This is a genomic window from Bradyrhizobium erythrophlei (genome assembly GCF_900142985.1).
Taxonomy (GTDB): domain Bacteria; phylum Pseudomonadota; class Alphaproteobacteria; order Rhizobiales; family Xanthobacteraceae; genus Bradyrhizobium; species Bradyrhizobium erythrophlei_B.
On record NZ_LT670849.1, the window covers coordinates 1,527,303 to 1,553,821 of the forward strand.

Sequence of the window (26,519 nt, forward strand, 5' to 3'; positions counted from 1 at the left end):
ACCAGTTCCCGCGGCGAGCAAACCAAGGTTTGCACCCGCGCAAACCAAAATCCGGTCTCCATCAACCTTGGCATATCAAGCGCTCGACCACCTACTATAATAATGTGCAGTCAAGCTGGTTCGGCACACACCGGGAGGTCCAGACATGACAGGTCGTGGCGCTTTTGCGGATTCGATCACACGGCGGCAACTGCTTGCGACGGCCGCGGCCGGCGCGATGTTTTCAACGGTTGCGAAAGCAGAAAAACTTGTCGACCTTCCGTTGCCCGGCGGCCCCGATGCGCGGACGATCACCACTGCGTTTCCGCAGAAGGGTCCGATGATCCTGCAGCGGACGCGTCCGCCGCTCCTGGAAACGCCGTTTGAGGCCTTCGACAAGGGCACGCTCACCCCCAACGACCAGTTCTACGTGCGTTGGCATTGGGCCGTCATTCCAACCAGCATCGATCCCGAGAAATTCAAGCTGGCCGTGCGTGGCCACGTCAACCAGCCGCTATCGCTGTCGCTTCGCGACATCCTCGATTTGCCGCGCTTTGAACTGGTCGCCGTCAATCAATGTTCGGGCAATTCGCGCGGCTTCTTTCAACCCCGGGTCCCCGGCGGTGAATGGGCAAATGGCGCCATGGGCAATGCGCGATGGACGGGTGTCCGTCTCAAGGACGTGCTCGACAAGGCGGGCGTGAAGCCGGGCGCGCTCAATGTCAGATTCAAGGGAATGGAGTCTCCCGTGGTGGAGGATGCGCCGCCCTTCATGAAGTCGCTGGACATCGAGCATGCCCGCGACGGCGAAGTGATGCTTGCCTATGCCATGAACGGGGATCAGCTGCCGCTGTTGAACGGATTCCCGCTGCGTCTGGTCGTGCCGGGCTGGTATGCGACCTACTGGGTCAAGATGCTCAACGACATCGAGGTACTGGATCAGCCGGACACGAACTACTGGACGCAGGTGGCCTACAAGATTCCGGATACGCCGCGCGCCAACATCGAACCCGGTCAGGCCAATGTCACGATGATTCCGATCAACCGGATGGTTCCGCGGTCCTTCGTCACCAACTTCGCATCGGGCGGCACGGTGAAAGCCGCAGCCCCGGTGTCGCTGCGGGGGATCGCCTTCGGCGGCGACTGTGGCGTCGCCCGGGTCGACATTTCGACCGACAGCGGGAAGACCTGGCGCCCAACCCAGCTCGGCCAGGATGAAGGAAAGTACGGCTTCCGCAGGTGGGAGACGCAACTGACATTCGCGAGCCCCGGCGAGCACAGTCTTCAGGTGCGCTGCACCAACAGCAATGGCCTACCGCAACCTGACGTGCCGAACTGGAATCCGGCCGGCTTCATGCGCAACGTCATTGAATCGACCCGTATCGTCGCAATCTGAAGGGGTTTGGAGATGTTTCGTCACCTGCTTCCGTCAGTCGTGATCCTCACCATCGTCGCGACGCCCGCCGTTGGCGTGGCCGCGCCGATCGAATTCAAATCGGTCAACATCGACCTTCCCGACAGCGACAAAATGTTTCCGGACGGGCCGGGATCCGACACGATCAATAACAACTGCCTGGCCTGCCACTCGGCCGACATGGTGTTGAATCAACCGACGATGCCGAAAGACGCCTGGAAATCAGAGGTCAACAAGATGATCAGCATCTACAAGGCTCCGATCGCCGCCGAAGATGTCACGGCGATTGTCGACTACCTCGCCGCGGTCAAGGGCACCAAGTAGATTCCGACCTCGGGAAAGCGTTAGCGACTGGGAAAGAAGCACGCTTTGGCAAGCGCCGCGCCCGGCGCGGTGCAGATAAACCAACGTATAGTTTCGCTGACCAGTTTTAGAGCCCACTGTCGGAGTCAGGCGAGTGAGGAAGGCGTGCCTTGGAAGTGCAGGTAATTTCGGTCATTGACGATGATCCGTCAGTTAGGGCCGCCGCAGATAATCTTCTCAGCTCGCACGGGTACGAGGTACGCACGTTTGCGTCCGCGGAAGCTTTCCTGCAGTCGGCTCATACGGACGATTCGTCATGCATCGTTACAGATGTGCAAATGCCGGGAATGAGCGGCCTGGACCTTCTGGTGGCGGTTCGCGGTTACGGCAATCAAACGCCGTTCATTTTCATTACGGCATTTGCCGATCCAAGCGTGCAGATACGGGCGCAGAAGGCCGGTGCCGCCGGCTTTCTCGAAAAGCCATTCCCCAGCTCCGTGCTGATCAAATGCATCGAAGCCGTTCTGAGGGGCAAGCAGGGCATCTAATCGCGCCGGCGGTCACTCGGCGTGACGCCGGCATACCTGCGGTAGGCCCTGGTAAAGGAGCTGGTTTCGCTGAAGCCGACCCGGAGCGCGATCTGCGTCACCGGCAGTGTCGACTGGGTCAGTAACTTTGTGGCCCGCTCCATTCGGCGCGCCAGATGGTAACGATGGGGCGGCACGCCGAACGTCTGCCGGAAGGCCCGCGCAAAATGATAGCGGCTGAGATCGGCGAGCTTTGCCAGCCTGGCGAGGGAAATTTCCTCTGCGATATTGGCTTCGATAAAGTCGACGACAAGCTTCTGCTTTCGGGCAGACAAGCGACCGCGAAGCGGTGTCGGAGGCAAGGTAACGCTCTCCTGGAGCGGTGGTTTCATCAATCGGCAAACAGGTCGGCGCTCTCGTAAAAGCGGCGGCCTGAAACAATTGCGCCACGGCCGGCACGTACCGGTCCGGGCGTCAATTCGGATCGTTCGAAAGGTGGACGGGTGACACGTCCTGCGCGTCACCCGTTGCCTTCGTGGTCCATATCAGCTGCCGGACGGATTGAGCGACGGATCCCAGCCGCCAACGCGCGACGGATCGCGGCCGCTGAAGCCGAAGTTCTGAATGTTCCGCTCGGCCTGCGATGACGGCACAGCGAAGGACTGGTCGGTCATCTGATCGTAGGCGCTGCGAAAGTTCTTGACGTGATGGGTCGCGGCGAACGCCGGCGCAGCGACAGCCACGGACAGAATCACCGCGGCGCTGATGGTCTTGGTCTTGGTCATCGGGTTTCTCCAAATTCCTCAGTTTGCGCTTATGCGCACACAGCCGATGTAGGCGAAGCATTCGCCGGGACCATTAAATTCAATGTCATTCGAGAGCATCGTCCTCGCACCGTCGTGAAGTCACGCGCCGCATTTCTCCTGACGACGTGACATCGCCGCATGACGTCGCGCACCAACGAATCCTTTCGCTGCCCGGCGCACGAGCTGCCGTTCGATCGCACCGATCGGCGACGGCGTCGCTATCCGAAATGCACAGCTCGTTTTCAAAACGCACTGACAAAGCGCGGCGCGCAGCAAGGCGGGACAAGCACTCGTGGCGGTCGTGACGATATCTGGACTGAAACGCTTTCAGATGAGAGCAAACATACAATTCAATCAGGTGCTGCAATGTGCGAATTCGAGTCGACTATTCTCTCGGCGAGCGCGGCGCCTGCGGGCGGCGACAAGTCCCGCGCCGACGCTCCGCCTCGCGTTCGACCGGTCAAAGGCGAAATAGGCTTCATCGGTCTTGGCCGCATGGGCACGGCCATGGCCGCAAATCTGACTGCCGCCGGACGGCCGGTGATTGCCTATGTCCGCCGGGAAAATCAGGTGGCGAGGTTGAAGGAGCTCGGGCTCAAGCCGACGACCGACTTTGGCGATCTCCTCGACTGCGAGCTTGTCATCAGCATGCTGCCCGACGATGACGCCGTACGCCACGTCGTGTTCGGCAGCAAGGAAGACCATTCGGGCGGCCTCGCCGACGGTCTGATGCAGGGCGCGATCCATCTTTCGATGAGTACGATCAGCACCGCCTGCGCCGCCGAGCTCACCGCCGCCCACGCCGAAGCCGGCCAAGGCTACGTGGCTGCGCCGGTGTTCGGAAATCCGGAGGCCGCCAGGACGCGGCAATTGTTCGTCGTGGCGGCCGGTGCGCCGGGCGATCTGGTGCGATGCCAGCCGATTTTCGATTGCCTCGGACAGCGGACATTCGCGGTTGGCGAGAACCCGCAGGAAGCCAACTTGATCAAACTGCTCGGCAACATGATGACCGCAACCGCGATCGAGATGATCGCGGAATCGGTTGCCGTGATACGCAAGCGCGGCCTGGATCCCCAGCCGTTCATCGATATCATGACAAGCACGATGTTCGGCGGGCGCACGCACAGGATCTATGGCGAAAAGGTCGTCCGGCGCACTTACGCAGCTGGGTTCATATTGCCGCTCGTGCTCAAGGACGTTCGCCTCGCGCTTGCCGAAGCGGAGAAAGCCAGTACGCCGATGCCATCCGTGGGAGTGGTGCGCGACCGATTGATTACGGCGATTGCGCGCGGTTACGACGGGCTCGACTGGACCGTTCTTGGCAAAGTCGCCGCCGAGGAAGCGGGCCTCGCCGACCCCTCTGAAACCGACATTGAATGAGGCAGGGCGGACCGGGAGATGTCCGCATCATTGTGGCCCGTGCGTTCGTCTTGCGGACTTCTGAACCAAAGCCGCACTCGATCAATAAGTCCTCCAGCGTCCTTCCGATTCCGAAGCTCGAAACGTGCTTCCGCAAAATGATAGATAACTTCGGAATCAGGGCACTAGTTCGCCGGCACCAGGGACGGAGCATTCGCGATGAAATTCCGTGTCGCCTTTCTCACTTTCTCGAACGCGCGCACTTCGATCTGGCGAATGCGTTCGCGCGAGACGCTGAATTTTTCCGCCAGCTGCTCGAGCGTTTCGGGTTCGTCGGCCAGATGCCGCGCCTCGAAAATCTGGCGCTCGCGCCCGCTGAGGACTTCCACCGCCGCTGCCAGTGCGTGGAGGCGGTGTTCCTTCTCGTCCTGTTCGACGACAATTGTCTCCGGCGACGGCGATGCGTCAACAAGCCGATCCTGCCATTCGCCGGCCTCGCCGTCTTCCTTGATAGGTACATTGATCGATCTGTCGCCAACCAAGCGGCGATTCATCTCGACGACCTCTTGATCCGCGACATCGAGGTCCTTTGCGATCTTGGCGACGTGTTCCGGATGCAGGTCACCGGTCTCGAGCGCCGCAATCCGGATCTTGGCCGAGCGCAGCTTGAAAAACAGTTTGCGCTGCGCGGCGGTGGTTCCGATCTTCACCAGCGACCAGGAACGCAGGATATAATCCTGGATCGACGCCTTGATCCACCACATCGCGTAGGTGGAGAAGCGAACGTCCCGTTCGGGTTCGAAGCGATTCAACGCCTGCATCAGGCCGACATTTCCCTCGGAAATGATTTCCGCCATCGGCAGACCGTAGCCGCGATATCCCATCGCGATCTTGACCGCGAGCCGCAGGTGGCTGGTTACGAGTTGATTGCCGGCTTCACGATCGCCCTGCTCGCGCCAGCGCTTGGCGAGCGTGTATTCCTGCTCCCGTTCGAGAATCGGGTAACGGCGAATATCCGCCAGATAGTCCTTGCCGAGCCCGGCGTCGGCGAGCGCCATGCTGCGCCCGGCTCGCTTCGTGATCTCGCGGACTTGTCCTTCGATACCCATGCCAATCGCTCCCGCTAAAAGAGTTTCAAGTCGCCGACTTCGACAACTCAGCGTCATGCCCAAAAGATAGGGGAATTGGCCGGCAGGCTATTAAATTGCCGGTTAGGAAACTAACTTCGGATTCAATCGCGCGCACGTTCGTTGGCTACATACAGCGCCCGCCCTGCGATCCTCGACCCGAGCCAGCCATAACGGATCAGCGATCGATCGGCTCCTTTTGATCGAAAGCACGACACCAATCCGCGCGCGCGCGCGTTCGCAATCACGTGCTGCTCCATGCAGGCCGCACGCCGTGATGTCTAAAACCGTATTTAATTGTGCAGTGCGATGCGCTGCCTAGATCACGTCTGGAGCACAGCAAGGCTCTCGACACGCGCGATGCACGTCGCATCGGAACGCACCTCTCGGTCTTCACCCGGAAGCGAACGCGCCTTCAGGCGCGGCGGCATCGCGCTGCCTGCACAATTGAATCTATGGAGATGACAATGCGAAAGACGATGGTATCCGCGCTCGGCATTCTGCTGATTGCCGGATCGGCAGCCCTGACCACTTCAGCCTCTGCGCGACCGGCTCACCGGACGGCTGCAAACGAGCTGTTCCAAAACAGCTACAATTCGATTGATGGTACTGCCAGCACTTCCTGCAGCCACGAACCGGGAAATCCCTACACTCCCGAAACAGACTACATGGCCTGGTCGGCCTGGCGCGCTCACGGTGCCTGGGATAGCCGCAACGATTGTCGATAAGCGGCATATCAGGACCCGGGCGCAATTCCGGCGGAATAAAAAAGGGCGGCCAAAAGGCCGCCCTTTTTGTTTTCGAAAGATCAACGACAGGCGATCACTTCGATGCGGTCTTTTCCGCGGCAAGTTTCGACGCCCGATCGCGGTGATCCACGATCTTCGGCAACGTCGCCCGCGCAAAGTCCTTGAGCGCCTGATCGCTACCATTCTCGATCTCATTGCGGAACAGCGCCTCGTTTCCCTTCTGGTAGTCGACCTGGCCTTCGATGTAATCGCGGTCGAGCGCGCGACCACGCTCCGCCTTCAGCGAGGCGATCATCGTGTCGTAGGCGCCGTGCAGAAGGGTATTTGGGGGCGCCTCGACATTCTTGTTCGCCAGAATCTTGTTTAACGCATCGACGACGGGGATATGGGTGACCACCATCAGATGGGCATAGTCGCGAATTTCCGCTGTCGTGGCGCCCTTCTCGGCAATACGGCCGGAGTCGACCTGGAAGGGAGCTCCGAGATTGGCCTGGGCCACGAAGTTGTAATCGACCGGGCTGAGCGCTGTCGCGGCGGGCTGTGTGGACGAGCCGCTACTTTGCGCCTGTGACGGGATCGCGCCGGTGACGAGGACGAGCGCGGCCAGCGCGCTCGATATCACGACGGCCTTCTTGCAGCGGGTTAAGGGATTTTTGATCGGCATTACAGCCTCCTTGTTGCGGGTTACGGACATTCGAAAATGTAATTCGGCGACACGGCAGCTTTTTCGAATTCGACCGACCGCCCGATCAACGCGTAACCCGATCGCGTGATTGACGCTTCAGGCCTCGGCCACCACGTCCACCTGCACGGTTCGCCGGACTATTGTCGGATTTGCCCGATCCCGGTGCGATCCGTTGCGCGCGGCACATTGTCAGCCGGCCTATCCGGACCGATATCGACACCGAATTGTGATCAAACGCGGGGGAATCCGGCGAACATGACCAGCACCTTTGACTTCAACGACAGGTTTTCCCAGCTCATCGCGGAGATGAAGCTGGATGGCCGCTATCGCACGTTCGCCCAGCTGGAACGGATCGCGGGCGAGTTCCCGCAGGCCCTCTGGCGCCACCCGGACGGTTCGAGTCGCCGGGTGACGGTGTGGTGTAGCAACGACTATCTCGGCATGGGCCAGCACGGCGACGTGACGGCGGCCATGCACCGCGCCATCGACCGTTCGGGCGCGGGCACCGGTGGCACCCGCAATATCTCCGGCACCAATCTGGTACATGTGCAACTGGAGACCGAACTCGCCGATCTGCACGGCAAGGAAGCCGCCCTGATCTTCACTTCGGGGTGGGTGTCGAATCTCGCCGCCCTCGGCACGCTTGGCCGCCTGCTGCCCGGCTGCGCGATATTCTCCGACGCGCTCAATCATAATTCCATGATCGAAGGTATTCGCCGCTCCGGAGCGGAACGCTTCATCTTCCGCCACAACGATGTCGCCCACCTCGACGAGCTCTTGGGCGCCGTCGATCCCGCGCGTCCCAAGATCGTGGCTTTCGAAAGCGTCTACAGCATGGACGGCGATATCGCGCCGATTGCCGCGATCTGCGAGGTTGCAGAGAAGCATGGGGCGATCACCTATCTCGACGAGGTCCACGCGGTCGGCCTGTACGGCCCGCGTGGCGGCGGTATCGCCGAACGCGATGGCGTAACCCATCGCGTGACCTTGATCGAGGGCACGCTTGCGAAGGCCTTCGGAGTCATGGGAGGCTATGTCGCAGGCTCTGCACTCATGATCGATATTATCCGCAGTTTCGCCGACAGCTTCATTTTCACGACCTCGCTCTCGCCGCATCTCGCGGCGGGCGCGCTCGCCGCCGTGCGGCACCTCAAGAACAACGGCGACCTGCGGTTGCGCCAGCGACGCAACGTCGAAAAGCTCAAGTCGATGCTGCTCGACGCCGGGATGCCGGTGCTCGACAGCCCGAGCCACATCCTGCCGCTGATGATCGGCGATTCGCACCGCTGCCGCCTGACAAGCGAGTTGCTTCTCGCCGAGCACGGCATCTACATTCAGCCGATCAACTATCCGACGGTCCCCCGAGGGCGGGAGCGGCTGCGCATCACACCCTCACCGTTTCACGCGGATGAACACATGACGCATCTATTGAATGCGTTGCTGGCTGTCCGTTCAAGAATCGACTGGCCGCTGGCGAAGGCGGCCTGATTTCAAAAGAAGCGAGGAACCATGTTCGGCCTGACAGCTCTGGAGCTCGCACGAATCCAGTTCGGCTTCACGATCTCTTTCCACATTATTTTCCCGGCGATTTCGATCGGGCTCGCAAGCTATCTGACCGTTCTGGAAGGCCTGTGGCTCTGGAAGAAAGACGACGTATACCTCGAACTCTATCGTTTCTGGTCGCAGATCTTCGCGGTAACGTTCGCAATGGGCGTCGTATCCGGCCTGGTGATGGCCTATCAGTTCGGCACCAACTGGAGTCATTACTCGGCTTTCGCGGGAAGCATCACCGGGCCACTCCTCAGCTACGAGGTGTTGACCGCCTTCTTTCTAGAGGCGGGCTTTCTGGGCGTCATGCTGTTCGGCTGGAAAAAGGTCGGACCTGGCCTGCATTTCTATGCCACGATGATGGTCGCGCTCGGGACACTTATCTCCGCGACGTGGATTATCTCCTCCAACAGCTGGATGCAGACGCCGCAAGGCTTCGAGGTCATCAATGGGCGCGTGGTGCCCGTTGACTGGCTGAAGGTGGTCCTCAATCCATCGTTTCCCTATCGCCTTGTCCATATGACGATAGCCGCCTATCTGGCCACCGCACTCATTGTCGGAGCATCGGGTGCGTGGCACCTGCTCAGGCGCCGTGACACACCTGCCGTACGCACGATGCTGTCGATGGCCATGTGGATGGTCCTTGTGGTTGCACCCGTGCAAATCGCTGTTGGCGACGCGCACGGAATCAACACACGCGAGCACCAGCCCGCCAAGATCGCCGCCGTCGAAGGCCACTGGGAGAATACGCCCGGCGCGAGCGTGCCATTGATCCTGTTCGGCTTGCCTGACATGACGGCTGAAACCACGCGCTATGCGCTCGAGCTGCCCCATCTCGGCAGCCTGATCCTGACGCACAGCTGGAACGGCCAGATTGCCGGGTTGAAGGATTTTGCGCCGGAAGATCGTCCGAACTCGACGATCGTGTTCTGGACCTTTCGTATCATGGTCGGACTGGGTTTCCTGATGCTGCTGCTCGGCCTTTGGGGCGCGTGGGCGAGATGGCGCAACGCGCTGTTCGAATCCAGAATGTTTCTGCGCTTCGCCCTGGTTATGGGCCCGGCCGGCCTGATCGCAATTCTAGCCGGCTGGTTGACCACGGAGATCGGCCGCCAGCCCTGGGTTGTCTATGGCGTAATGCGGACCAGGGATGCCGTTTCGAACCACTCGGCCCTTGAGATGTCGGTGACGCTGATCTTGTTCATCGTGCTCTATACCGGCGTGTTCGGAACCGGTATCCGCTACCTGCTGCAGCTGATTGCGCGAGGCCCCGAACCGCTCGACGGTCACGAACCGAGCCCCGAAACCGGCAGGCCGGCCCGTCCGCTGTCCGCGGTTCCGGATCGTCTCGACACATCGATTATGGGAAGCGACGGGAGATAAATGCGATGGGAATCGATCTTCCGCTGATCTGGGCGCTCATCATTGCCTTCGGCCTGATGATGTATGTCGTGATGGATGGTTTCGATCTGGGGATCGGCATCCTGTTCCCGTTCATCCGCGATCGGGTCGACCGCGACACCATGGTGAACACGGTGGCGCCGGTCTGGGACGGCAACGAAACCTGGCTGGTGCTCGGCGGCGCGGCGCTGATGGGCGCCTTCCCGCTCGCCTATTCGGTGCTGCTCAGCGCCCTCTACATCCCGCTGTTCTTCATGCTGATGGGATTGATCCTGCGCGGCGTCGCCTTTGAATTCCGTTTCAAGGCGCATGAAGCGCACCAGTCGCTGTGGGATATCTCCTTTGCTGCGGGCTCCTACCTGGCGGCGTTTTCCCAGGGCGTAGCCCTTGGAGCCTTCATCAACGGCTTCAAGATGTCGGGCACGACCTATGTCGGCGGCAGCTTCGATTGGCTGACGCCGTTCAGCCTCTTTACAGGCTTCGGCCTCATCATCGCCTACGCGCTGCTTGGCAGCACCTGGCTGATCATGAAGACCGAGGGAACGCTGCAGCATCGCCTGAAATCGATGACGCGTCCGATCTCGCTTGGCGTGCTTGCCGCGATCGTCATCGTCAGTCTGTGGACGCCGGCCCAGCATCCAGACGTGGCGGCGCGCTGGTTCTCGTTCCCCAACATCATCCTGTTTTCGCCTGTGCCCGTCCTTGTCGTCGTCACCACGTTAGCCATTCAGCGTGTGATCCGAGGCGAAACCCACGCGGCTCCGTTCGGGCTTACGCTGTTCCTCCTGTTCCTGGGCTACACCGGCCTTGCGATCAGCCTGTGGCCGAACATCATTCCACCGTCGATCTCGATCGACGAGGCGGCTGCGCCGCCGCAAAGCATGGGCTTCGCGCTCGTCGGCGCGCTCTTCGTCATCCCCTTCATTCTCGGCTACACCGCGATGACGTACTACGTCTTCCGCGGCAAGGTTAAGGCCGGCGAGGGCTACCACTGATGCCGGCGCTCGCGACATGGAAGCTACAGCTCCGCCGCGTCGGTTGGCTTGTGGTCATCTGGGCGTTGAGCGTCATCACGCTGGGTGTGGTTGCGGGCCTGTTCAGGGGATTGATGACGCTTGCAGGCCTGACGCTTTGACGGCAACGCCCCTGTCCGATCGGATCTGAAGCGCCAGCGAGAAATCGCGAAACCAAAGGATAGTCTTCCGATCCCAATGGCTGCTCGAACAACACCTCCGCTTGATTGAGGCGACGGCCGGCGCTGTGTAGCTTTTTCCATGAAGCTTGGCGCTCATCGGGAACTAGGCTCCGAGGGAAAACCGCGCCAGGCCGTTTCGGCCAGAAGAACAACATATCGCAAGCGACAGCGAGAGGAGACGAAGATGATCCGTAACTTCCCAGTTCGCAATTCGAGCCGCTGCACGGTTTGCAGCGGAAGGTTCGGTCTCGTCCGGTATTACTCGTGGCAGACCGCCACTTGTTCCAGAACGTGCGCCGGACGCCTCAGAGACCGCTGCGAGAGCGACCGCAGATGGCTCGCGTATGCGACGCCGATTGCCCCGCTGTCTTGCCTCGCCTCAGGATCGGTCCCCGAAACATACCAAGGTATGTAGTCTCTCAATCCATGAGTTGGCTGGACGGACCCCATCACAGACAGGACATTAAGCGTAGTTCAAGTGCGGTTCGAAGTTCTCCGGCGCTGGCATGGAAATCGAATTCCCAAGTCGGTTTTCCCCTCCCCCTGCCCCCCACAATCGACTTGGGCGCGGCCGGCCATCACGACCCCCTGATGGCCGGCTGCCCTTTCGCCGCAAGTAGCAGACCTTCGAGCGCAGATGTCCGAACAACCGTTTCTCACCCACCAGGTTCAGCTTTCGACTTCCGCCATTCTGGGCCGCTTCGCCCTGATCGGCGGTGTCGTGTTCGTTGCCGCGCTCGCGTTCGCCTACGCAGGCGGCTGGCTCAGCCCGGGACGCCTGACACCGGCGAGGATGGTCGCGGCGCTGAGTGCGCGCGGCGGAAATCCGCTCGGCCATCGGCGCAACCATTCCAAGGGCGTGTGCTTTACCGGCGTCCTTGACGCAAACGGCGCGGCTTCCCGTTTCTCCGCAGCGCCGATGCTGGCCGCGGGCCGCTATGCCGTCGTCGGTCGCTTCGCGATCGCGGTGGGCGATCCGGATGCTCGCGATGCGACGGGCCGCGTCAAAAGCATGGCGATCCGTATCACTTCCCCCAACGGCCAGGAGTGGCGCAGCGGGATGAACAATTCGCCGGTGTTCGTGGTCTCGAACCCGCGCGACTTCTACGAACTGACGACGGCCCAAAAAGTCGACCCGGCATCCGGCAAGCCCGACCCTGCGGCCGTCAAACATTTCTTCGCAACCCATCCTCAATCGGCTCCGTTTGCGGAGTGGGCGCAGGGCGCGCCCTGGACGGTGAGCTTCGCCGATCAGACCTATAACAGCCTCAATGCCTTCCGCTTCATCGACGCCACCGGCAACAGCCACCTTGTGCGCTGGTCGATGAAACCAACCATTCCGCCCACATCCGTTTCGCACGACGCGCTGGCGAAGCTGGAACCGAACTTCCTTGAGTCGGACCTCAACGGCCGTCTCGCGCAAGGCCCCCTGACGTGGCACCTCGTCGTGACCCTCGCCGCGCCCGGAGATCCCTCGAACGATGCGACGAAAGCCTGGCCCTCAGACCGGCAGGAAATCGATGCGGGGACCCTGATCGTGCAGAAGGCCGAGGCGGAGGCTGATGGGCCTTGCCGCGACATCAACTACGATCCGACCATTTTGCCGCAGGGCATTGCGGTTTCCGATGATCCGCTTCTCGCAGCGCGATCGGCGGCCTATGCCAGATCGTTCGACCTGCGAACCGGGGAGTCCGCCGACTATCCGCGCGGTGCGTCAGCCGCGGGAGATCGCCGATGACGGCTCACCCGCATTCATTCTCGTTTCTGCAACGGACGCTGCACTGGCTGATGGCAATCCTGGTGCTCGCAATGCTTTTCATCGGCGTGACGATGGTCTCCACGCTCAGGCCGCGCTTCCTCACTCTGCTCGCGATCCACAAGCCGCTCGGCATCGCCATTCTCGTGCTGGCGCTCCTGCGGCTTGGCGTGCGCCTGAGGCGCGGGGCCCCGCCATTGCCGGCCGAACTGCCATCCACCCAGATCGTCGCAGCCAAACTCTCGCACCTCGTGCTTTACGCACTGCTCGTCGCGATGCCATTGATCGGCTGGGCCATGCTTTCGGCGGGCGGATATCCGATCGTCATGTTCGGCTCTTTCCATCTGCCGGCAATCCTGCCCCAGAACGATCACCTCTACGCGCTGTTGCGGACGGCGCACACACTGTTCGCCTACGCGTTCTTTGCAACCATCCTGCTGCATGTCGCAGCCGCGCTGTTTCATGCCTGGATTCGCCGGGACGGCGTGTTTCGAACCATGACGGGGCGAGGCATTCGAGGCTGACGCCTGAAACGGACCCTGCGACGAAGGAGAAAAAAATGGCCATCTGTAGTTCGCGGCGATCCGCACTCTTCGGTTTCGGATCACTGGTCGTCGGCGCGAGCGCTTACGCCGCGGACCGCGCGCACGCCGCAACGGACCATACCGTGACCGCGCCCGGTGCGCGGAAGCTTGCCGAGCTGGTGGAGCAGTTGCGCCGCTCGCCCCGCCGCCGCGACTTCAAGACCGTCCCGATGATTGTCCATGAGCCGGATTTCTGGGACGACGAAGCGCTCAGGCACGTCATCGCCTATCAGGGCAACCGCAAGCAGGTATGGGATAATACGCAAATCGCCGGCCCCTGGCTCAACCTGATGCGCAACGCGCTGAATGCGCAGATTTTCGCATTCGACCACGCGGATTATCTCGCGGTCTCTGCTACGCATGGCACAGCTCATCTCGCGCTGTTCGATCAATCAACCTGGGACAAGTATGAGCTTGCGGCATTTTCCGACATCAAGTTCAGGACCAACACGCTGATCGCGCCCAACACCGCACCTGACGGCTTTTCGGAATTTGAGAATCCTGCGAGCATTTTCGGAAAAAGCGGCAACACCATCACCGCGCTGCAAGAGCGCGGCGTCGTTTTCCTGGCCTGCCATAACGCGATCTGGGAAATTGCCGCGAGACTCATCGACTCCAGCCGGAACCCGGATCAGAAATCGCACGAGGCGCTGGCCGCCGAACTGACCAACCACCTTGTCGAAGGCGTGGTGCTCACGCCCGGGATCACGGCGACGATCCTTGAGTTGCAGCAGGCCGGTTTTCACTACGCGGCGTAGCAGCCTGCCGCAGACGTCTAGTCCGGATATTGATAGAGCGGCCTGAAGCAAATCAGCTGCCGAAGCGATTCTTCATAGTCTAAGGAGCAGGGTTAAACTTATGCACCTCGGCCGTGCCCGAGAGGGCAAATGCTATTGCCAGCGCGATTATCGAAGTTTTCGTGGCACTGCGGTCCGTCTGTGATCTCAGTGCCCGGATCTGAAATAGCCTCGTATCGTCGCCAGACTATGGCGATTGATCCGCTGTTTCAGACTGGCCGAGGGTTTGAACACCACAATCCGGGTAGCCGGCACTTCGGTGCCGGTCTTCGGGTTACGGGGGCTGAGACGCTGACCTTTCTTAAGATCATCTTTCGTCATGGGTCATTTTTCCTTTGCTCCCCGACCAACGGGAAATGCGCATCACAGCACAGGAATGCGATACCTGTTCACGCATCCGTTTATAGAAGTGAAACAGAAGGAACCCCGATCTGCCTGAAAGTCGCCCTCCAAGTTGCAGTCAGACGGCGCCGCGCGGTTAGCTCCACTTGAAAACGCTGTGGCCGCCGCCGAGCAGATGCGTGGGGCCACTGGGCCGCCTACCACGAGCCCATGACCTCAGCAGGCGCTGGCGGTAGGTGAAACCGCCGATATGGCAACACTGTCGTCGACCTCGCGCAACGCATTGCGTCTTTGCCAGTGCGCTCGTCAACCGCCATGTGGGTTTATGTCGTAATAAGGAATCGGCTGTTCGTCTCGGTACACGTTTGGGTCGCTGCTCCTGATGTCCCCGCCCATGTCCATTGGATTGCCAACCGTGCTCCATATCTGCTGATGTACTGCAACGTTATCCTTCACTCTCGGGTGGTGTGGTTTGGCCGCAGCTGCTTGCGCGGTCACGGCAACAACTATCGGGACAACAAGCGTCGCAAGAGTTTTGAGAATTCCTTTTGGCATTTTAATCTCCGCTGTCGGACTATTCGGGACAAGTTCGTCTCGGTCTGAAATGGCAACGGAGGTTGCTCTCGATAATTACCCAAAGGGGTGTGGGCTTAGGGCCATGGTATGATCGCTTCACTCTTTGGTATGTAGAGGCTTTGAATAGGCGGCTGCGAACACGCAAACGACTAATAGCGAAAGCGCGCATCTTCTCGGTTTCAACCGGCTTTTAGCCGGCTGCGCCGGCAAGTCCTGCAATAGCGGACAAACATCGGGAACGGTGCCAGCGCGACGCAAATCATCGGCGATATCTTCCGCTCAATCGTACACGACCGCTTGAAGCATCTAACAAGCAATTTAGTCGTCGTGACGAAATGCGTTCATATGTCTGCTGCACGGAACATCAACATCTCAGCAGATCACGCGGGCCACGCTTGCAACGATGGCTGATCAACTTCCCCTTCGTCCGACAATGGAGATGACCATGCAGAAGAAACTCCTCACCGTTCTTTTCATTCCTCTAGTGGCCGCATTAACGGCGCAAGCGGCCGTCGCTTCCGAACACCGCCACGTGCGAGCGAACGACCGCGCCGTATTGAGCGAGCAGGTCCGCAACAGCAACGCTTATGCTGCACCCGGTGATTTCGGCGGCCGGCGCGATTATGACGAGGGCGCGATGACCTCCGGGATCGCCGGCCATTGATATATGGAGAAGGACACCGGCAAACGCCGGTGTCCTTCTCCAGCTAATGCCTTAACCGTCGGCATGCTTTCGGCTTGCGCTGGCATTCGGCTGCCCAGAATACATCAGGGGTTAAACTGTGCGCGCCAAGAAACGGTCTGCATTGACCAAGCCTTCGTTTCTGCTGGAAATCGCCAGTCACACCGCGATGGGAGTCGCCATCGGTCTCGCCTTTGCGCTCCTTGCAATCCACATGAGACCATTGGGCATCGCAGCGCTGATCCGTTACAGCCACGCTCCGCGTGACACAATGCTGATGTTCGTCGGCACGTGCGCGATAGCCTTTGGTATCGGAGCAACCCTGACAGGGTTGGTAATCAGCTTGACTGAAAATTCCGAAAACAGCGACGCTAAATGACCACCCCGAGATGCTGTTTCGAGGTTGCCAAGCTGTGCCGGCGGCACACCAACGCCGTGCTTCGCTGGCCAGACCTCTTAGCGCTCTTCATGCGGCGAGCTACCGAGGCACGAAACAGCCAACCAATGCATTGCCGCACACAAGTGACGAGCGTCACCAACATTTTCAAAGGTCCGTCCGGGTAGTTGCTCCAGACAGCGTGGATCCGAACGCCACCTGAGATTCCGGCCGACCTGCATCCGGCTCTGTCCACGTTTCGATTGCGCCTGCCTTGGACACCGCCGCGGCCGTAATCATGCTGGCGCTACCGCTGCCCTGCGAATTATTTCCGGTACCGAAATCGTCGACGAGGATGCCAGCTTGACCCACAAGCGCGACAAATACGGCCGCAATTGCAAGTATCAATTTGTGCCGATCGTTCCTTTGAATGTCCATCTACCTGTCTCGCCAATCCTGGATGATACCGCCAACAACAACAACAACAACAACAACGTAGGCATCGCTACATCAGCGATCCAATTTATTGTTTTTGCCGTTTCCATCGAAAAAATCGATCAAAGCCGGATGGCCGCAATGGACCCGTCAAGAACCCGTTGCGTTCCTCAATATGAGCTGGCGCAGGATCAGGTTGACGACCGCGGGCGCGGCGCGCTGGCAATGATCGACAAACTCACAGGATTCAATAATGGCTCATTGTGCGAGTTGAGTCCGTCAAGTCGCGATCATCCGTTGATGCACAGCCCGCGGCGAGCAATTCGAGCGGAACAGCGCTGCCTGATAGAGGCGGGATCTTACAATGTCATAGAACGTCGCGGAAAAGGCGGCATGGCGCGCCACTCAGAATAAAACTGCGAACTCTTTGATTGAGATTGCGATATGATTTTCGCAATCGTGGTGCCGCGTCCCTGTTCGCAATTTTCCGCGTCGGAGGCAGCGCCAGATTGCAGATGCCCGGCTCTAGTGGCCGGCGGATGGCCTGTTCATCTTTTCCAGGATCTCACGCATCGCATCGAACTGCGTGCCGAAACCCTTCCAGTCCCCGGCCTTCAATCGCTCCACAGCTTGATTGTAGCGATCGAGCGCTTGCTGTGCCGGACTCACCCGGCCCGCAGGGAACATGTCTTCCGTTGCGTTTGAAAACGCAGGCACCGCACCGGGCTCTGCGAACAACGCGGCCAAAGCATCCGCGAGCGTCTCCTTCATCACCACATGTTCACCGTAGGCTGCGATCACGCGTTTCAACTCCGGCAGGTGTCCATGCTCCGCTCGCAAATAGAGTGGCGATACATAAAGGATCGAGTTCTCGATCGGGATCACAAGCAGGTTCGCACCACGGATCACCCGAGAGCCCATCTGATTCCACAACGTCAGTTGCTGCGAGATCTCGGTATTCTGATTGATCCGCGCCTCGATCTGGAACGGCCCATAGACGAGCTTGTCCTTGGGGAACTCGTAGACGATCAGTTTGCCGTAGTCGGGCGCGTCACAGCGCGCGGCGAGCCATGCGATCATGTTGTCGCGGCGGCTCGGCACCATGGGAAGCATCAGGAAGAACTCGGCCTGCGGCTCGCCGGGCAGCCGCATGATGATGTAATAAGGGGTCATCACTGAAGTGCCGTCGCCGCCCGGCTGTCGCGGAAACTGCCAGAAGTCCTCGCGGTTATAGAAGATTTCGGCCTGCTCCATGTGGTAGGTTTGATAGAGCCGCGCCTGAATCAGGAACAGATCCTCCGGATAGCGAATGTGCTTCTGCAAATCCGCCGGCATGACCGTGAACGGCTTGAACAGGCTGGGAAAGATAAGCTGGTACGTTGCTGCAATGGGGTCGCGTGGGTCGATCAGATAGAAATCTACCGTCCCGTTATAGGCATCGACAACAATTTTCACCGAATTGCGAATGTAGTTGAGAGCGAGCTCTGTCACGGGCTGCGCCGAGGGGAAATAAGAGCTCGTGGTGTAGGCATCCTGCATCCAGAACATCCGCCCGTTGCTGATGACCAGATAGGGATCATGATCGAGCCTGAGGAACGGAGCGATCGTGCGCACCCGTTCCGTGATATTGCGCCGGATCATGATCCGGCTGTCGTCCGTGATGTAGCTTGAGAGAACCAGGTTCGGGTCATTGAAGTAGTAGGCGAACAGCGTTCTCCATCCCACTGCTCCGATCGGCACGCCGCCACTGCCGTCATAGGCCGCATAGACGTTGTCTTTGCCCTTCGGATAATCGAACTCCGGCGTGCTGGCCTTGACGATGACGTAGTCGTCGCTCTCTTCGCCGAAGTAGATGCGCGGTTCGTCGATCCTGGGGCCGCCATCCGCAACGGGCGGGATGTCCCGCAAATAGAAGAACGGCAGTCCTTCCGTGCTCTTGCGCGTGACCGGGCTCATCACCGCGCCGTTGCCGTGCGTAAACAGCAAATGTCGGTTGACCCAGGTCTGGGCGTTCGCCGGCAGCAGGGAGGCCCGCAGTTCGCGGGCCGAGAGCATCACGCTCTGATAGAAGCCGTCGAGCCAATAGCGATCGACGTCAAGATCGTGGAATTTGTAATAGGTGCGGATCTCCTGCAGCTGCGCGTAGGTATCCGACAGCGGCAGCCAGTCCCATAGCCGGATATTGTCGATGGTCGCCCTGTTTGCTTCCAGCGTTTTGAAAGTCAGCCTTTGTTCGGCGGCAAACGGCTTGGCCGTGATCCGGTCGAGATTGTAGGCCTGCCTGGTGAGGGCAATGTTGCGTTCGATGTATGGCTTCTCCAGTTGCAACTCCGTCGGCTTAACGACGAAGTGCTGGAACAGCGAAGGGAGGAGGCTCAACAGCACGACAGAGCCGGCGCCGACGAGGATGAACCCGGCGGCCAGAAGCCGCCAGGAGCGCGCCCGCAAATTGGCCCATGCGATGAAGGCGGCGATGATCGAGAGCCCGATCATCAGCCACAGAGCCGGTAGTCCCAGATATAGGTCGGTGTAGCTTGCCCCGACCACGACACCGTTGTCGCCGTAGAGCAGTAGATAGCGGTCGAGGCCATAGGACCAGGCCTTCGCTGCGAACAGAAGGCCAACCAGCGCCGAGCCATGCGCTATCACCGTCGGCGAGATTGATCGGTTGTGACCATCGTACTCGATATCGCCACGCGCCCAGTAGATCGCGCCGGCAAACAGCGCGCTCAGGACGATTGCGAGCAGCATCCAGTTCTTGATCGCGATATAGGCAGGTAGCGAAAAGAGATAGAAACCGATGTCCTTGTTGTAGAGCGGATCCTCCGCGCCATAGGGCACCTGGTAGAGAAACCGCAGCAAGACACCCCAATTGCCGGCCTCGCCTGCGGCAACCAGCACGCCGAGTAAGCCTGCACCGAGCGCGATAAACCGGGGCCGGGTCAGTCGATCGCGCAGTATTGCGAACGGATCGGGCGGCGGCGTAATACCGGCCACCATCCACGGGCCGGCGAGGATCTGCAGCGGCGGCTGCATGGCAAACCGCGCGGCCAACACTCCGTTCAGCCAGAGGACGACGGTGGTCGCGGCCAAGACAACGAAAAAGACGATCCCCTTGGCGCCGATCGCCGTCAAGAAAACCTGCAGGTAGCCGATCGAAGAAAACCACAGCCAATCGACGAGGAAGTCGCTCGCGAGCGAGAGCAGGAACAGGCAAATCCCAACAAAGACGGCCGCAACAATGAACCGGGCCAGGGCACTTTGCCTTGGTACCTTCCGTTCGGGTCCGGTAATCCCGATCGTCATGGCTTGATCATAGCGGAAATGAAGGACGCCTGCCGCTTGATTCGTAGCCGGGATTACTCCGCAAAGACGGGTGATGCGTGCTCGAAGCTTCGTCGCCGGGACCACGCTCGCGAACCGCGCGGCATCGTACAATGTCGTGGAACAGCGCGCAGTTGGCGCTCCCTAGGGGCGCACCCGAACTAACTGAAACCAACGACTTACCCCGAAATTTGGGAAAATCGTCCGGCATTGCTTTGCAAGGCGTTTCAGCTCCGGTTCCCAAACTAATCGTTCAGCTCGCCCATGCTGGCTCACCCAAAAATGTAGCCGCGCAGCAGGCGCCGGCATGACCAGCACCGTGATCGTTCCGCTCAATGCTGCCGACTTCAGAATAGTTGTGATGTCGTCAGCCGACTCGCAGGAATTTGTCCTTGAGGAATGGCGCGACGGCGACGGCCTTTGGCGAGAGCGCACGCGATGCCGCTCTCGGGATGTGTTGGAAAAAGTGATTCCGCTTTACGTGGAAAACTTTGATGCGCTCGCACTCGCGGCGCTACCCCCCGAAACATCCGCGACGAAAAGGCGGCGATCGAAAAAACGCAGCGCCGGGTAGCTCAAAAAAGATGAGGCCGTCAGTCCTGTGAAAACTGACGGCCTCTAAGGATCTTCATCATCATCAACCCACAACCCAACCCCACAACAGGAGGGCCGCAGTGGCCACACCGTTAGCACACGACGCTAAGATCATCAACCTAAACGAAGCGCGCGGACCCGATATCGGATTCCGCTACCGCTGGCTTGACCGTCTGCACGAAGATCCAGAGCGCCGGCATTCGACCTTCGCAGTTGCTTACGCGCTTGCTCGCCGGATCGATGCAAAAAAAGCCGCGCCGGAAGTGTGGCCCGGTATCGAGTGGATCGCAGCCAAGGCCAAGGTGTCAGTCTCGACAGCCAAGAGTGAGCTGAAATGGCTGCATGACCGTGGCTGGTTGAGACTCGGAAAGCGTCGTCCGAAGTACGTCATCCGAGTGCTGACGATGCCTGAGGTAGCCGATCAACCGGCTACCGTGGTAGCCGACCAGCCGGCTACAATCACTACTACTGGATCATCACCATCAACCAAGGAAGATAACATTCATAGCGCAGCTTGCGCTGCGCCATCGAGCGAACCCAACCAACCGGGTGACCGATCTCAGAAGTCCGATACCGACATTGCCAGACTCCTTGCTTCCTTTGAGCAACGCGTCAAAGAGCGGTGTCCGAGGATGTACCAGCAAAGCCCAGCGGAAGCGGCGCGTGCGTGGAACGAGCTTAGGCAGCTCGATTGGCCGGAGGTCTGGGGCAATGACGAGATGACACATTGGCACGCGTTGCTTCGCAAGGGCTATGCGGCCGACGATATCGCTGACTTCGCCTTGAATTTTATGTGGAGTGTTCCGCAACACGACGTGCCGTCGCTTGGCGACTTCCTCCAGTACTTCGATTGCTATCGAAGGGAAGCAGCATGACGATCATGATCACCACGCCATCGCCGCTTCTTGCTGATGAGTTTCGCCGTCGCGACCCCGACGCGTTCGAAATTCTTGCGAGGCTCGATTGCGAATTCGGCGATCACCCGTTCAACTTGCGCTCTGAATTCCTCCGGTATCTCGATTGGCCGGAGCTGCGCGTTCTCGGCGCGATGACGAGACTTTTTGCGCACGAAATTCTAATCGAGATCCCTGAGAGCGTGCACTAAAGGAAGTATGGCATGAGATATTATTCGATCGAGATCGAAGGGCAGCCGCCGTTCACCAGCCTGTTGAACGGGGTCACCAACCCGAACGCGCTTCAGGTCGAGTTCGATATTCCGGTCGCGCCGTTCGCGTCGCCGGCATCGACCGGCACCTTCGTCAAGATTTGGGGAATCCCGCTCTCAACCGTCAGCCAAGCGAACAACCTTCGCTTCAAGAACATCAAGGTGTTCGGCGGATTCCAGAAGGGACTGCCACTCGCCAAGCCGGCGCAGGCTGGGCTTCTTGTCAGCGGCTATATCTTTCAGGCCTTCGGCAACTGGATCGGCGTCGATCAATCTCTCGATTTGATCATCCTGCCCGGCATGGCACCATCCAACACCGCACAGCCCACGACGCCGCCCAACCTAGTGCTCAACTGGCCGCAGGGTCAGCCAATGTCGACCGCGATCCAGAGCGCGCTATCGGCTGCGTTTCCGGGGACGACGTCCAAGATCAACATCAGTCCGAACCTGATACTTCAGGCGCAAGAGGCTGCCTATTTCAATTCGATCGACGAGTTCGCGCGCTATGTGAAGGCGACGAGCAAATCGATCATCAAGACGACGACTTATCCCGGCGTGGACATCGTCCTGAAGGGCATGACGTTCACCGTGTATGACAACACGCCGGCCGCGCCGTCGACAACGCCAGCCGCGTCGACGGCGGGAAAAATCGCCTCCGCTTCTCCGCAGAAATCGGTGCTGTTCCAAGAGCTGATCGGGCAGCCGACATGGATCGAAGCGCCATCGATCCAATTCAAAACCATGATGCGAGCTGATCTAACAGTCGGCGACGTCGTCACCTTGCCGAAGACCATTGTGAGCAACAGCGCGCAGGCGCAATCGTCCATCATCAATCAGCAAGTCGCATTTCAGGGCGGATTCCGAATTCAATCTATTCGGCACGTCGGCAACTTCCGACAACCGACCGCTGACGCTTGGGTGACCGTGTTCGACGCTGCCCCATTGCAGATACAGGCGCTATGACCCGCAACCGCTCGCTGCGGGCTGATCCGCTCCGAGCTAGGGAGAAGCGCCGTGTGGGCGCGCGCGGCTTGGGCCGCACTATTCAGTGTAATTATACTCTCGTCCGCCATGCTGGACGAACTTGCTGGTTGTCTGTTCATATCGCCAGCAAGCGCTCGTTTTGTGCCCCTCACTGAACGGCCCGTCATAGTAGACGATGACTCGGAAGTAGAGTTCATCAGGCGGTTTCAGGCTAACTGTCGCAATGCGATCGCCATAGATTTCGTCCTCCGACAGATCGACAATGATGTCTCCGCCAACAAGGTTGTCAGGGCACATCTGGTTGACAGTGCGGACGTCGCCGGGTGGGAGAACGGGTGACGTGTAAAGCGGGTGTTCCGCTTCTACGCCTATCGGCGCATGAACTGCGCCATCTTGTCGGATAATAAATTCTGCCCCGACACTTTTTATCACTGCGGGCGTTTGGCCGTAGTTCGCAACCTTGTATTCGAGGATGGTCGTCGGGACCGTGAATTGGTTCTTTTGCTTGGTTTCCAACCGAAATGCGCCGAAGACAAAGGCGTAGGGGCGCTGGACCTTTTCGAGCGAGTCACGCGCGATCCTAGCTTGTGCCACCGTAGCCTTTGCGGATCGGCTGCTAGCCCGAGCTGCCACGGTTGCGTCGTCCATTCCCCGTCGCATGTACTTCAACTGGATGAAAAACATGAGGACTTGAACGCCGCCGACAAGCACAAGGCCGAAAGTAAAAAACCCGGAAGCGTCCTTCGTCAGCCAAGTAGACCCAGTGAGTTCGGCATCTGGGCTTTGGGACTTCTGACTATCGGAGGAGGCTTCGTGCTTGGGTATGGATTGGTTTGGATTGGGGGGCTGTCTTCCCCTCTCAAAAATCATTCCCATCGAAAAAACAGCGATGGTCAGGAAGCATCCTAAGAAAATCTCAGGCACTCGAAAATGCTGCATCTGCCCCCGCCGCCCTAAATCTCCTCCAATACTACCTTTTCAAGTTCTAGGGCCGCAACACGCCCTGTGGTTTTTACCACGTCATTTCGACCATGACTTACGCACACAAACGGCCCCGTATTTTAAGGGCTCGGCGATTTGTTCGTAACTCACGAATATTGCACAGCGGGCCGCTGCGTCTTGCGACGGCCCCGCCAGAGTATGCCCTCTCTGGCGAGGCCATCACGCGATCGACCGGCAAGTACATCCGTCGCGCGGTCTCTCACTTAAAAAAACAACCCCGCAGTCTGCGAGGGCTGCGGGGTTGCTCTGACACCAACGGCGCGAAGACCCGATCACATCACTGATAGACCTCGCGCTGCATCTTTGCCGTAACGCGCGGTCCATTGCAAACGAGAAGCGCAGTTAGAGGGGAACAGCCTGCGAGGGTAACAAGCCTTGTCCACACGTAGAAGTGCGCGCCGAAAAAAAATGGTGTAGAGCTAATCGCGACGCTCGACGACGCAGACCAACCCACCAACTGGAGACGTTCGAAAATGCCGATGTCTGAAGATGAACTCCTCGCCGCTGTGAGGGAAATTGCTGAGTCTTTAAAATCCGACCTGAGCGGAAGCATCGCCAAGCTTGATGAAAAGTGCAGCGCGCTCGCCGACTCCGTCGCCAAGATGAAGGCCGACGCCATCGTCTCAAGCTCGATGGGCATGCAGGACGACATGCGCCGCGGCAAGCTTAAGGCCGATGACGATCGGAGAGATCCCGACAACTACGCTCAGGATGGCCGGGCCGGCCCGATGCTCACGGCAGCCGACGCAGTGGATCCTGCTGCGTTCGCCGTGTTGGCGTCGACGGTCGCGGACATGAAGATGCGGTCGTTGAGGACATCGGTTGATCGAAACGCCGTAGCTGACCTTCAGGCGAAAGCCGACGCCGTCATGCGTGTTCACGGCGATCGGGCCGAGCCCGCAATGCCTGGTGAAAGCGTCGTGGACTACAGCATCAGGCTCGCCCGGAAGATGCAGCCGTACTCGAAGACTTGGAAAGGCGTCGACCTCCAACTGATCGCTGCGGATCAAAAGGCGCTGGGCATCGCTCTCGATCAGATCAGACACGATGCGTATGCGGCCGGCGAGAGTGTCGAGGGCATGAAGCCGTTCATGCACCGCGAGATCGTCGAGCACGGGCCCGGCGGCCACAAGGTCACAAGGTTCATTGGCAGAGGTTCTATGTTCAAGCAGATGACGCGCCCGACGCGCAACGTCAGCTACATCGGCACGCGCGCCTCGCAACAGATCCGCTAAACGGGCTAGCAAAAGCTGGCCATCGGCGACGTGTCGCCGGTGGCCTCTGTCTCCTCAACATCAGATCGCGTCATGTTCGCGCTCGTCTTCTTTATCGGAAGGCTGTTCGGTTTCGCCGAACGCTTCGCGCGCCGCGTCCGCTCGCGTCGACGAAGTAACACCTCGGGGCAACAATGATTCTACTTTTCGCCAACAACGCAGTGAGCACGATCGCGAGCCCGCTCACGCCGACATCAGTTTCGGTGCAGGTTGCTCCCGGAACCGGCGCTCTGTTTCCGCAGCCTATTGTAGGCCAGCAGTTCTTTAAGCTGACATTCGTTGATGCGCTGACCGGTCTCGAAAACGAGATCGTTCATGTCACCCAAGTCGTGGGTGACGTATTCACGATCGTTCGCGGTCAGGAAGGCACACAGGCTCTTTCGTGGCTTGTCGGTGACGCCGCCAGGAACATGACGACGGCTGGCACCCAATCTAATTTCATTCAGGTGCAGCAGGCTCAAGCGGGCGCGACCAACACCGCTGTCGACACCGGAACGCCGAATAGCTATGTCGCCGCGCTGTCGCCGGTTGTCACGACACGCATCTTCGGCTTGTTAGTGCGGATCAAGGCGGCTAACTCTAACACTGGCGCGAGCACGCTCAACATCGGAGCGGGTTCGTTCCCGATCACCAACCCTGATGGAAGTGCCCTTGGCGCGGGGGCTATCATCGCTGGCGGCTTCTTCGAAGTGGTCGACGACGGCGTTGAAAACTACCAGCTCATATCTTCGTCTCAGCAGGCGCAATCGACTGCCGGAGCGGCGACCACGGGCGACATCAAATTCCGTCCGACCAGCGAATCCATCGCCGGCTGGATTGTCGCCAACGCCACCACGATCGGCAACACCGGCTCGAACGCGACGCAGCTTGCTGGTCCCACGGCAGCGAATCTATTCGCGTGGCACTGGAACAATTTCTCGAACACACAGGCTCCGGTTTTTACCAGCGCTGGCGTTCCTACGACTCGCGGCGCGAACGCTGCGGCCGACTTCGCGGCGCTCAAGCAAATTGAGGTGCTCGATCTGCGCGGCACTGCGATGTACGGCATGGACACCATGGGAGCGGGAGCGACGACGCTTCTCTCCGGCGTCCCTGTCGTATCCGGCGCTGCCAACTTGGCGGGCTCGATCCTCGGCGAAAACCTGCATGCTCTGATTAAGGCAGAGCTTGCCGCGCACAACCATGGCGGCGCGACCGGCGGCATGAGCGCGAACGATCCTCATAGTCACACGGTGAACGCTTACAACAACGGAGGCGGAGCCGGCATCACTACCGGTGGCGTTGCTCAACCCATAACGCCGCAGACTCTTGGCACTACGACTGCAAGCGTGGCCCACACCCATTCAATCTCCAACGATGGTAGCGGCGCTGCGCACAACAACGCGCAGCGCGGCATCGTCGGCTTCGTGTACATCAAACTTTAGGAGTCGCTCGACATGACCAACAAGATCAACAAGTCCGCCATCGCTGCGGCAAAGATCGGCGACTTCGACGCTGCCGTTCAATCGCACATCAAGGAACTGACGGACTGGTCA

At 59.6% G+C, this 26,519-nt stretch carries 28 protein-coding genes and 1 pseudogene; 21 read left to right on the forward strand and 8 right to left on the reverse strand.

Going from position 1 to position 26,519, the window contains the following annotated elements:
* Window positions 1–145 precede the first annotated feature (145 nt).
* From BUA38_RS07130 to BUA38_RS07140, 3 genes are all read left to right on the forward strand, one after another.
* Window positions 146–1,375: a molybdopterin-dependent oxidoreductase gene (locus BUA38_RS07130; RefSeq protein ID WP_072817309.1), complete on the forward strand. Its 1,230-nt coding sequence runs from the start codon at window positions 146–148 to the stop codon at window positions 1,373–1,375.
* Between the two features lie 12 nt (window positions 1,376–1,387).
* Window positions 1,388–1,717 (forward strand): sulfite:cytochrome C oxidoreductase subunit b precursor, encoded by a 330-nt coding sequence (locus BUA38_RS07135; protein ID WP_072817310.1) that lies wholly within the window; start codon window positions 1,388–1,390, stop codon window positions 1,715–1,717.
* Between the two features lie 155 nt (window positions 1,718–1,872).
* Window positions 1,873–2,244 (forward strand): response regulator transcription factor, encoded by a 372-nt coding sequence (locus BUA38_RS07140; RefSeq protein WP_425304970.1) that lies wholly within the window; start codon window positions 1,873–1,875, stop codon window positions 2,242–2,244.
* Here BUA38_RS07140 and BUA38_RS07145 read toward each other — a convergent pair.
* Both BUA38_RS07145 and BUA38_RS07150 read right to left on the reverse strand, forming a co-directional pair.
* Window positions 2,241–2,558 carry a helix-turn-helix domain-containing protein gene (locus BUA38_RS07145; RefSeq protein ID WP_172805996.1) on the reverse strand — a complete coding sequence of 106 codons (318 nt, stop codon included), beginning with the start codon at window positions 2,556–2,558 and terminating at the stop codon, window positions 2,241–2,243. The two genes, BUA38_RS07140 and BUA38_RS07145, sit on opposite strands and share 4 nt — an antisense overlap.
* Before the next feature lie 210 nt (window positions 2,559–2,768).
* Window positions 2,769–3,008 carry a hypothetical protein gene (locus BUA38_RS07150; RefSeq protein WP_072817313.1) on the reverse strand — a complete coding sequence of 80 codons (240 nt, stop codon included), beginning with the start codon at window positions 3,006–3,008 and terminating at the stop codon, window positions 2,769–2,771.
* A 387-nt stretch (window positions 3,009–3,395) separates the two neighbouring features.
* On the opposite strand from BUA38_RS07150, the gene BUA38_RS07155 reads away from it, so the two are divergent.
* Window positions 3,396–4,409: an NAD(P)-dependent oxidoreductase gene (locus BUA38_RS07155; protein WP_083587939.1), complete on the forward strand. Its 1,014-nt coding sequence runs from the start codon at window positions 3,396–3,398 to the stop codon at window positions 4,407–4,409.
* A 164-nt stretch (window positions 4,410–4,573) separates the two neighbouring features.
* On the opposite strand, the gene rpoH is transcribed toward BUA38_RS07155, so the two are convergent.
* The gene (gene rpoH / locus BUA38_RS07160) at window positions 4,574–5,470 is read right to left on the reverse strand and encodes an RNA polymerase sigma factor RpoH (RefSeq protein ID WP_425304971.1); all 897 of its coding nucleotides are present in this window, start codon (window positions 5,468–5,470) and stop codon (window positions 4,574–4,576) included.
* Window positions 5,471–5,982: 512 nt separating this feature from the next.
* Here rpoH and BUA38_RS36535 point away from each other — a divergent pair.
* Window positions 5,983–6,243, forward strand: coding sequence for a hypothetical protein (locus tag BUA38_RS36535; protein ID WP_156898428.1), 261 nt, complete (start codon window positions 5,983–5,985; stop codon window positions 6,241–6,243).
* A gap of 94 nt (window positions 6,244–6,337) precedes the next feature.
* Here the strand turns inward: BUA38_RS36535 and BUA38_RS07165 are convergent, their stop codons facing one another.
* Window positions 6,338–6,928, reverse strand: coding sequence for a DUF4142 domain-containing protein (locus BUA38_RS07165; RefSeq protein ID WP_072817314.1), 591 nt, complete (start codon window positions 6,926–6,928; stop codon window positions 6,338–6,340).
* 276 nt (window positions 6,929–7,204) lie between these two features.
* Between BUA38_RS07165 and hemA the strand changes: the two genes are divergently transcribed.
* From hemA to BUA38_RS07200, 7 genes are all read left to right on the forward strand, one after another.
* Entirely contained in the window at window positions 7,205–8,437 is a 1,233-nt protein-coding gene (hemA, locus tag BUA38_RS07170; protein WP_072817315.1) for a 5-aminolevulinate synthase, read from the forward strand.
* 21 nt (window positions 8,438–8,458) lie between these two features.
* Window positions 8,459–9,880, forward strand: coding sequence for a cytochrome ubiquinol oxidase subunit I (locus BUA38_RS07175; RefSeq protein WP_072817316.1), 1,422 nt, complete (start codon window positions 8,459–8,461; stop codon window positions 9,878–9,880).
* Window positions 9,881–9,885: 5 nt separating this feature from the next.
* Window positions 9,886–10,893 (forward strand): cytochrome d ubiquinol oxidase subunit II, encoded by a 1,008-nt coding sequence (cydB, locus tag BUA38_RS07180; protein WP_072817317.1) that lies wholly within the window; start codon window positions 9,886–9,888, stop codon window positions 10,891–10,893.
* Complete coding sequence (locus BUA38_RS07185) at window positions 10,893–11,033, forward strand: DUF2474 domain-containing protein (protein WP_072817318.1); 141 nt, start codon at window positions 10,893–10,895, stop codon at window positions 11,031–11,033. The genes cydB and BUA38_RS07185 overlap by 1 nt, the downstream gene beginning before the upstream one ends.
* Window positions 11,034–11,730: 697 nt before the next feature.
* The gene (locus BUA38_RS07190; protein ID WP_072817319.1) at window positions 11,731–12,831 is read left to right on the forward strand and encodes a catalase family peroxidase; all 1,101 of its coding nucleotides are present in this window, start codon (window positions 11,731–11,733) and stop codon (window positions 12,829–12,831) included.
* A complete protein-coding gene (locus BUA38_RS07195; RefSeq protein WP_072817320.1) occupies window positions 12,828–13,373 on the forward strand; it encodes a cytochrome b in 546 nt (181 codons plus the stop codon). The genes BUA38_RS07190 and BUA38_RS07195 overlap by 4 nt, the downstream gene beginning before the upstream one ends.
* Window positions 13,374–13,408: 35 nt before the next feature.
* Window positions 13,409–14,191 (forward strand): transcriptional initiation protein Tat, encoded by a 783-nt coding sequence (locus tag BUA38_RS07200; protein ID WP_072817321.1) that lies wholly within the window; start codon window positions 13,409–13,411, stop codon window positions 14,189–14,191.
* 186 nt (window positions 14,192–14,377) lie between these two features.
* On the opposite strand, the pseudogene BUA38_RS36540 reads toward BUA38_RS07200, so the two are convergent.
* Window positions 14,378–14,533 (reverse strand): annotated as a pseudogene (locus tag BUA38_RS36540) (HU family DNA-binding protein); the annotation flags it as partial.
* 345 nt (window positions 14,534–14,878) lie between these two features.
* A complete protein-coding gene (locus BUA38_RS36545; RefSeq protein ID WP_156898430.1) occupies window positions 14,879–15,127 on the reverse strand; it encodes a hypothetical protein in 249 nt (82 codons plus the stop codon).
* Between the two features lie 460 nt (window positions 15,128–15,587).
* Between BUA38_RS36545 and BUA38_RS07205 the strand changes: the two genes are divergently transcribed.
* The 3 genes from BUA38_RS07205 (at window position 15,588) to BUA38_RS07215 (ending at window position 17,055) form a co-directional block, all read left to right on the forward strand.
* Entirely contained in the window at window positions 15,588–15,812 is a 225-nt protein-coding gene (locus BUA38_RS07205) for a hypothetical protein (RefSeq protein WP_156898431.1), read from the forward strand.
* Window positions 15,813–15,930: 118 nt separating this feature from the next.
* Complete coding sequence (locus tag BUA38_RS07210; protein ID WP_072817323.1) at window positions 15,931–16,209, forward strand: hypothetical protein; 279 nt, start codon at window positions 15,931–15,933, stop codon at window positions 16,207–16,209.
* Between the two features lie 360 nt (window positions 16,210–16,569).
* Window positions 16,570–17,055 (forward strand): hypothetical protein, encoded by a 486-nt coding sequence (locus BUA38_RS07215; protein WP_072817324.1) that lies wholly within the window; start codon window positions 16,570–16,572, stop codon window positions 17,053–17,055.
* Window positions 17,056–17,166: 111 nt separating this feature from the next.
* Here the strand turns inward: BUA38_RS07215 and BUA38_RS07220 are convergent, their stop codons facing one another.
* The gene (locus BUA38_RS07220) at window positions 17,167–19,947 is read right to left on the reverse strand and encodes a UPF0182 family protein (protein WP_072817325.1); all 2,781 of its coding nucleotides are present in this window, start codon (window positions 19,945–19,947) and stop codon (window positions 17,167–17,169) included.
* Between the two features lie 325 nt (window positions 19,948–20,272).
* Between BUA38_RS07220 and BUA38_RS07225 the strand changes: the two genes are divergently transcribed.
* The 4 genes from BUA38_RS07225 (at window position 20,273) to BUA38_RS07240 (ending at window position 22,687) form a co-directional block, all read left to right on the forward strand.
* Window positions 20,273–20,539 carry a hypothetical protein gene (locus BUA38_RS07225; protein ID WP_072817326.1) on the forward strand — a complete coding sequence of 89 codons (267 nt, stop codon included), beginning with the start codon at window positions 20,273–20,275 and terminating at the stop codon, window positions 20,537–20,539.
* A gap of 100 nt (window positions 20,540–20,639) precedes the next feature.
* Entirely contained in the window at window positions 20,640–21,434 is a 795-nt protein-coding gene (locus BUA38_RS07230) for a hypothetical protein (protein ID WP_156898432.1), read from the forward strand.
* A complete protein-coding gene (locus BUA38_RS07235; protein WP_072817328.1) occupies window positions 21,431–21,664 on the forward strand; it encodes a hypothetical protein in 234 nt (77 codons plus the stop codon). Before BUA38_RS07230 ends, BUA38_RS07235 begins: the two co-directional genes overlap by 4 nt.
* Window positions 21,665–21,676: 12 nt before the next feature.
* The gene (locus BUA38_RS07240) at window positions 21,677–22,687 is read left to right on the forward strand and encodes a hypothetical protein (RefSeq protein ID WP_072817329.1); all 1,011 of its coding nucleotides are present in this window, start codon (window positions 21,677–21,679) and stop codon (window positions 22,685–22,687) included.
* A gap of 78 nt (window positions 22,688–22,765) precedes the next feature.
* Here the strand turns inward: BUA38_RS07240 and BUA38_RS07245 are convergent, their stop codons facing one another.
* Window positions 22,766–23,647 (reverse strand): hypothetical protein, encoded by an 882-nt coding sequence (locus BUA38_RS07245; RefSeq protein WP_072817330.1) that lies wholly within the window; start codon window positions 23,645–23,647, stop codon window positions 22,766–22,768.
* Between the two features lie 536 nt (window positions 23,648–24,183).
* Here BUA38_RS07245 and BUA38_RS07250 point away from each other — a divergent pair.
* The gene (locus BUA38_RS07250; protein WP_072817331.1) at window positions 24,184–24,945 is read left to right on the forward strand and encodes a hypothetical protein; all 762 of its coding nucleotides are present in this window, start codon (window positions 24,184–24,186) and stop codon (window positions 24,943–24,945) included.
* Between the two features lie 173 nt (window positions 24,946–25,118).
* Window positions 25,119–26,408, forward strand: coding sequence for a hypothetical protein (locus BUA38_RS07255; RefSeq protein WP_072817332.1), 1,290 nt, complete (start codon window positions 25,119–25,121; stop codon window positions 26,406–26,408).
* The last annotated feature ends 111 nt before the right edge of the window (window positions 26,409–26,519 follow it).

Coding starts and splice junctions, on each gene's coding strand:
- BUA38_RS07165 (WP_072817314.1), bottom strand. CDS start 6,928: ATGCCGATCAAAAATCCCTTAACCCGCTGCAAGAAGGCCGTCGTGATA.
- BUA38_RS07220 (WP_072817325.1), bottom strand. CDS start 19,947: ATGACGATCGGGATTACCGGACCCGAACGGAAGGTACCAAGGCAAAGT.
- BUA38_RS07235 (WP_072817328.1), top strand. CDS start 21,431: ATGACGATCATGATCACCACGCCATCGCCGCTTCTTGCTGATGAGTTT.
- BUA38_RS07185 (WP_072817318.1), top strand. CDS start 10,893: ATGCCGGCGCTCGCGACATGGAAGCTACAGCTCCGCCGCGTCGGTTGG.
- BUA38_RS07195 (WP_072817320.1), top strand. CDS start 12,828: ATGACGGCTCACCCGCATTCATTCTCGTTTCTGCAACGGACGCTGCAC.
- BUA38_RS07205 (WP_156898431.1), top strand. CDS start 15,588: ATGACCATGCAGAAGAAACTCCTCACCGTTCTTTTCATTCCTCTAGTG.
- BUA38_RS07190 (WP_072817319.1), top strand. CDS start 11,731: ATGTCCGAACAACCGTTTCTCACCCACCAGGTTCAGCTTTCGACTTCC.
- BUA38_RS07150 (WP_072817313.1), bottom strand. CDS start 3,008: ATGACCAAGACCAAGACCATCAGCGCCGCGGTGATTCTGTCCGTGGCT.
- BUA38_RS07155 (WP_083587939.1), top strand. CDS start 3,396: ATGTGCGAATTCGAGTCGACTATTCTCTCGGCGAGCGCGGCGCCTGCG.
- BUA38_RS07175 (WP_072817316.1), top strand. CDS start 8,459: ATGTTCGGCCTGACAGCTCTGGAGCTCGCACGAATCCAGTTCGGCTTC.
- cydB (WP_072817317.1), top strand. CDS start 9,886: ATGGGAATCGATCTTCCGCTGATCTGGGCGCTCATCATTGCCTTCGGC.
- BUA38_RS07130 (WP_072817309.1), top strand. CDS start 146: ATGACAGGTCGTGGCGCTTTTGCGGATTCGATCACACGGCGGCAACTG.
- BUA38_RS07240 (WP_072817329.1), top strand. CDS start 21,677: ATGAGATATTATTCGATCGAGATCGAAGGGCAGCCGCCGTTCACCAGC.
- hemA (WP_072817315.1), top strand. CDS start 7,205: ATGACCAGCACCTTTGACTTCAACGACAGGTTTTCCCAGCTCATCGCG.
- BUA38_RS36545 (WP_156898430.1), bottom strand. CDS start 15,127: ATGCCAAAAGGAATTCTCAAAACTCTTGCGACGCTTGTTGTCCCGATA.
- BUA38_RS07225 (WP_072817326.1), top strand. CDS start 20,273: ATGACCAGCACCGTGATCGTTCCGCTCAATGCTGCCGACTTCAGAATA.
- BUA38_RS07255 (WP_072817332.1), top strand. CDS start 25,119: ATGATTCTACTTTTCGCCAACAACGCAGTGAGCACGATCGCGAGCCCG.
- BUA38_RS07135 (WP_072817310.1), top strand. CDS start 1,388: ATGTTTCGTCACCTGCTTCCGTCAGTCGTGATCCTCACCATCGTCGCG.
- BUA38_RS07250 (WP_072817331.1), top strand. CDS start 24,184: ATGCCGATGTCTGAAGATGAACTCCTCGCCGCTGTGAGGGAAATTGCT.
- BUA38_RS36535 (WP_156898428.1), top strand. CDS start 5,983: ATGCGAAAGACGATGGTATCCGCGCTCGGCATTCTGCTGATTGCCGGA.
- BUA38_RS07245 (WP_072817330.1), bottom strand. CDS start 23,647: ATGCAGCATTTTCGAGTGCCTGAGATTTTCTTAGGATGCTTCCTGACC.
- BUA38_RS07200 (WP_072817321.1), top strand. CDS start 13,409: ATGGCCATCTGTAGTTCGCGGCGATCCGCACTCTTCGGTTTCGGATCA.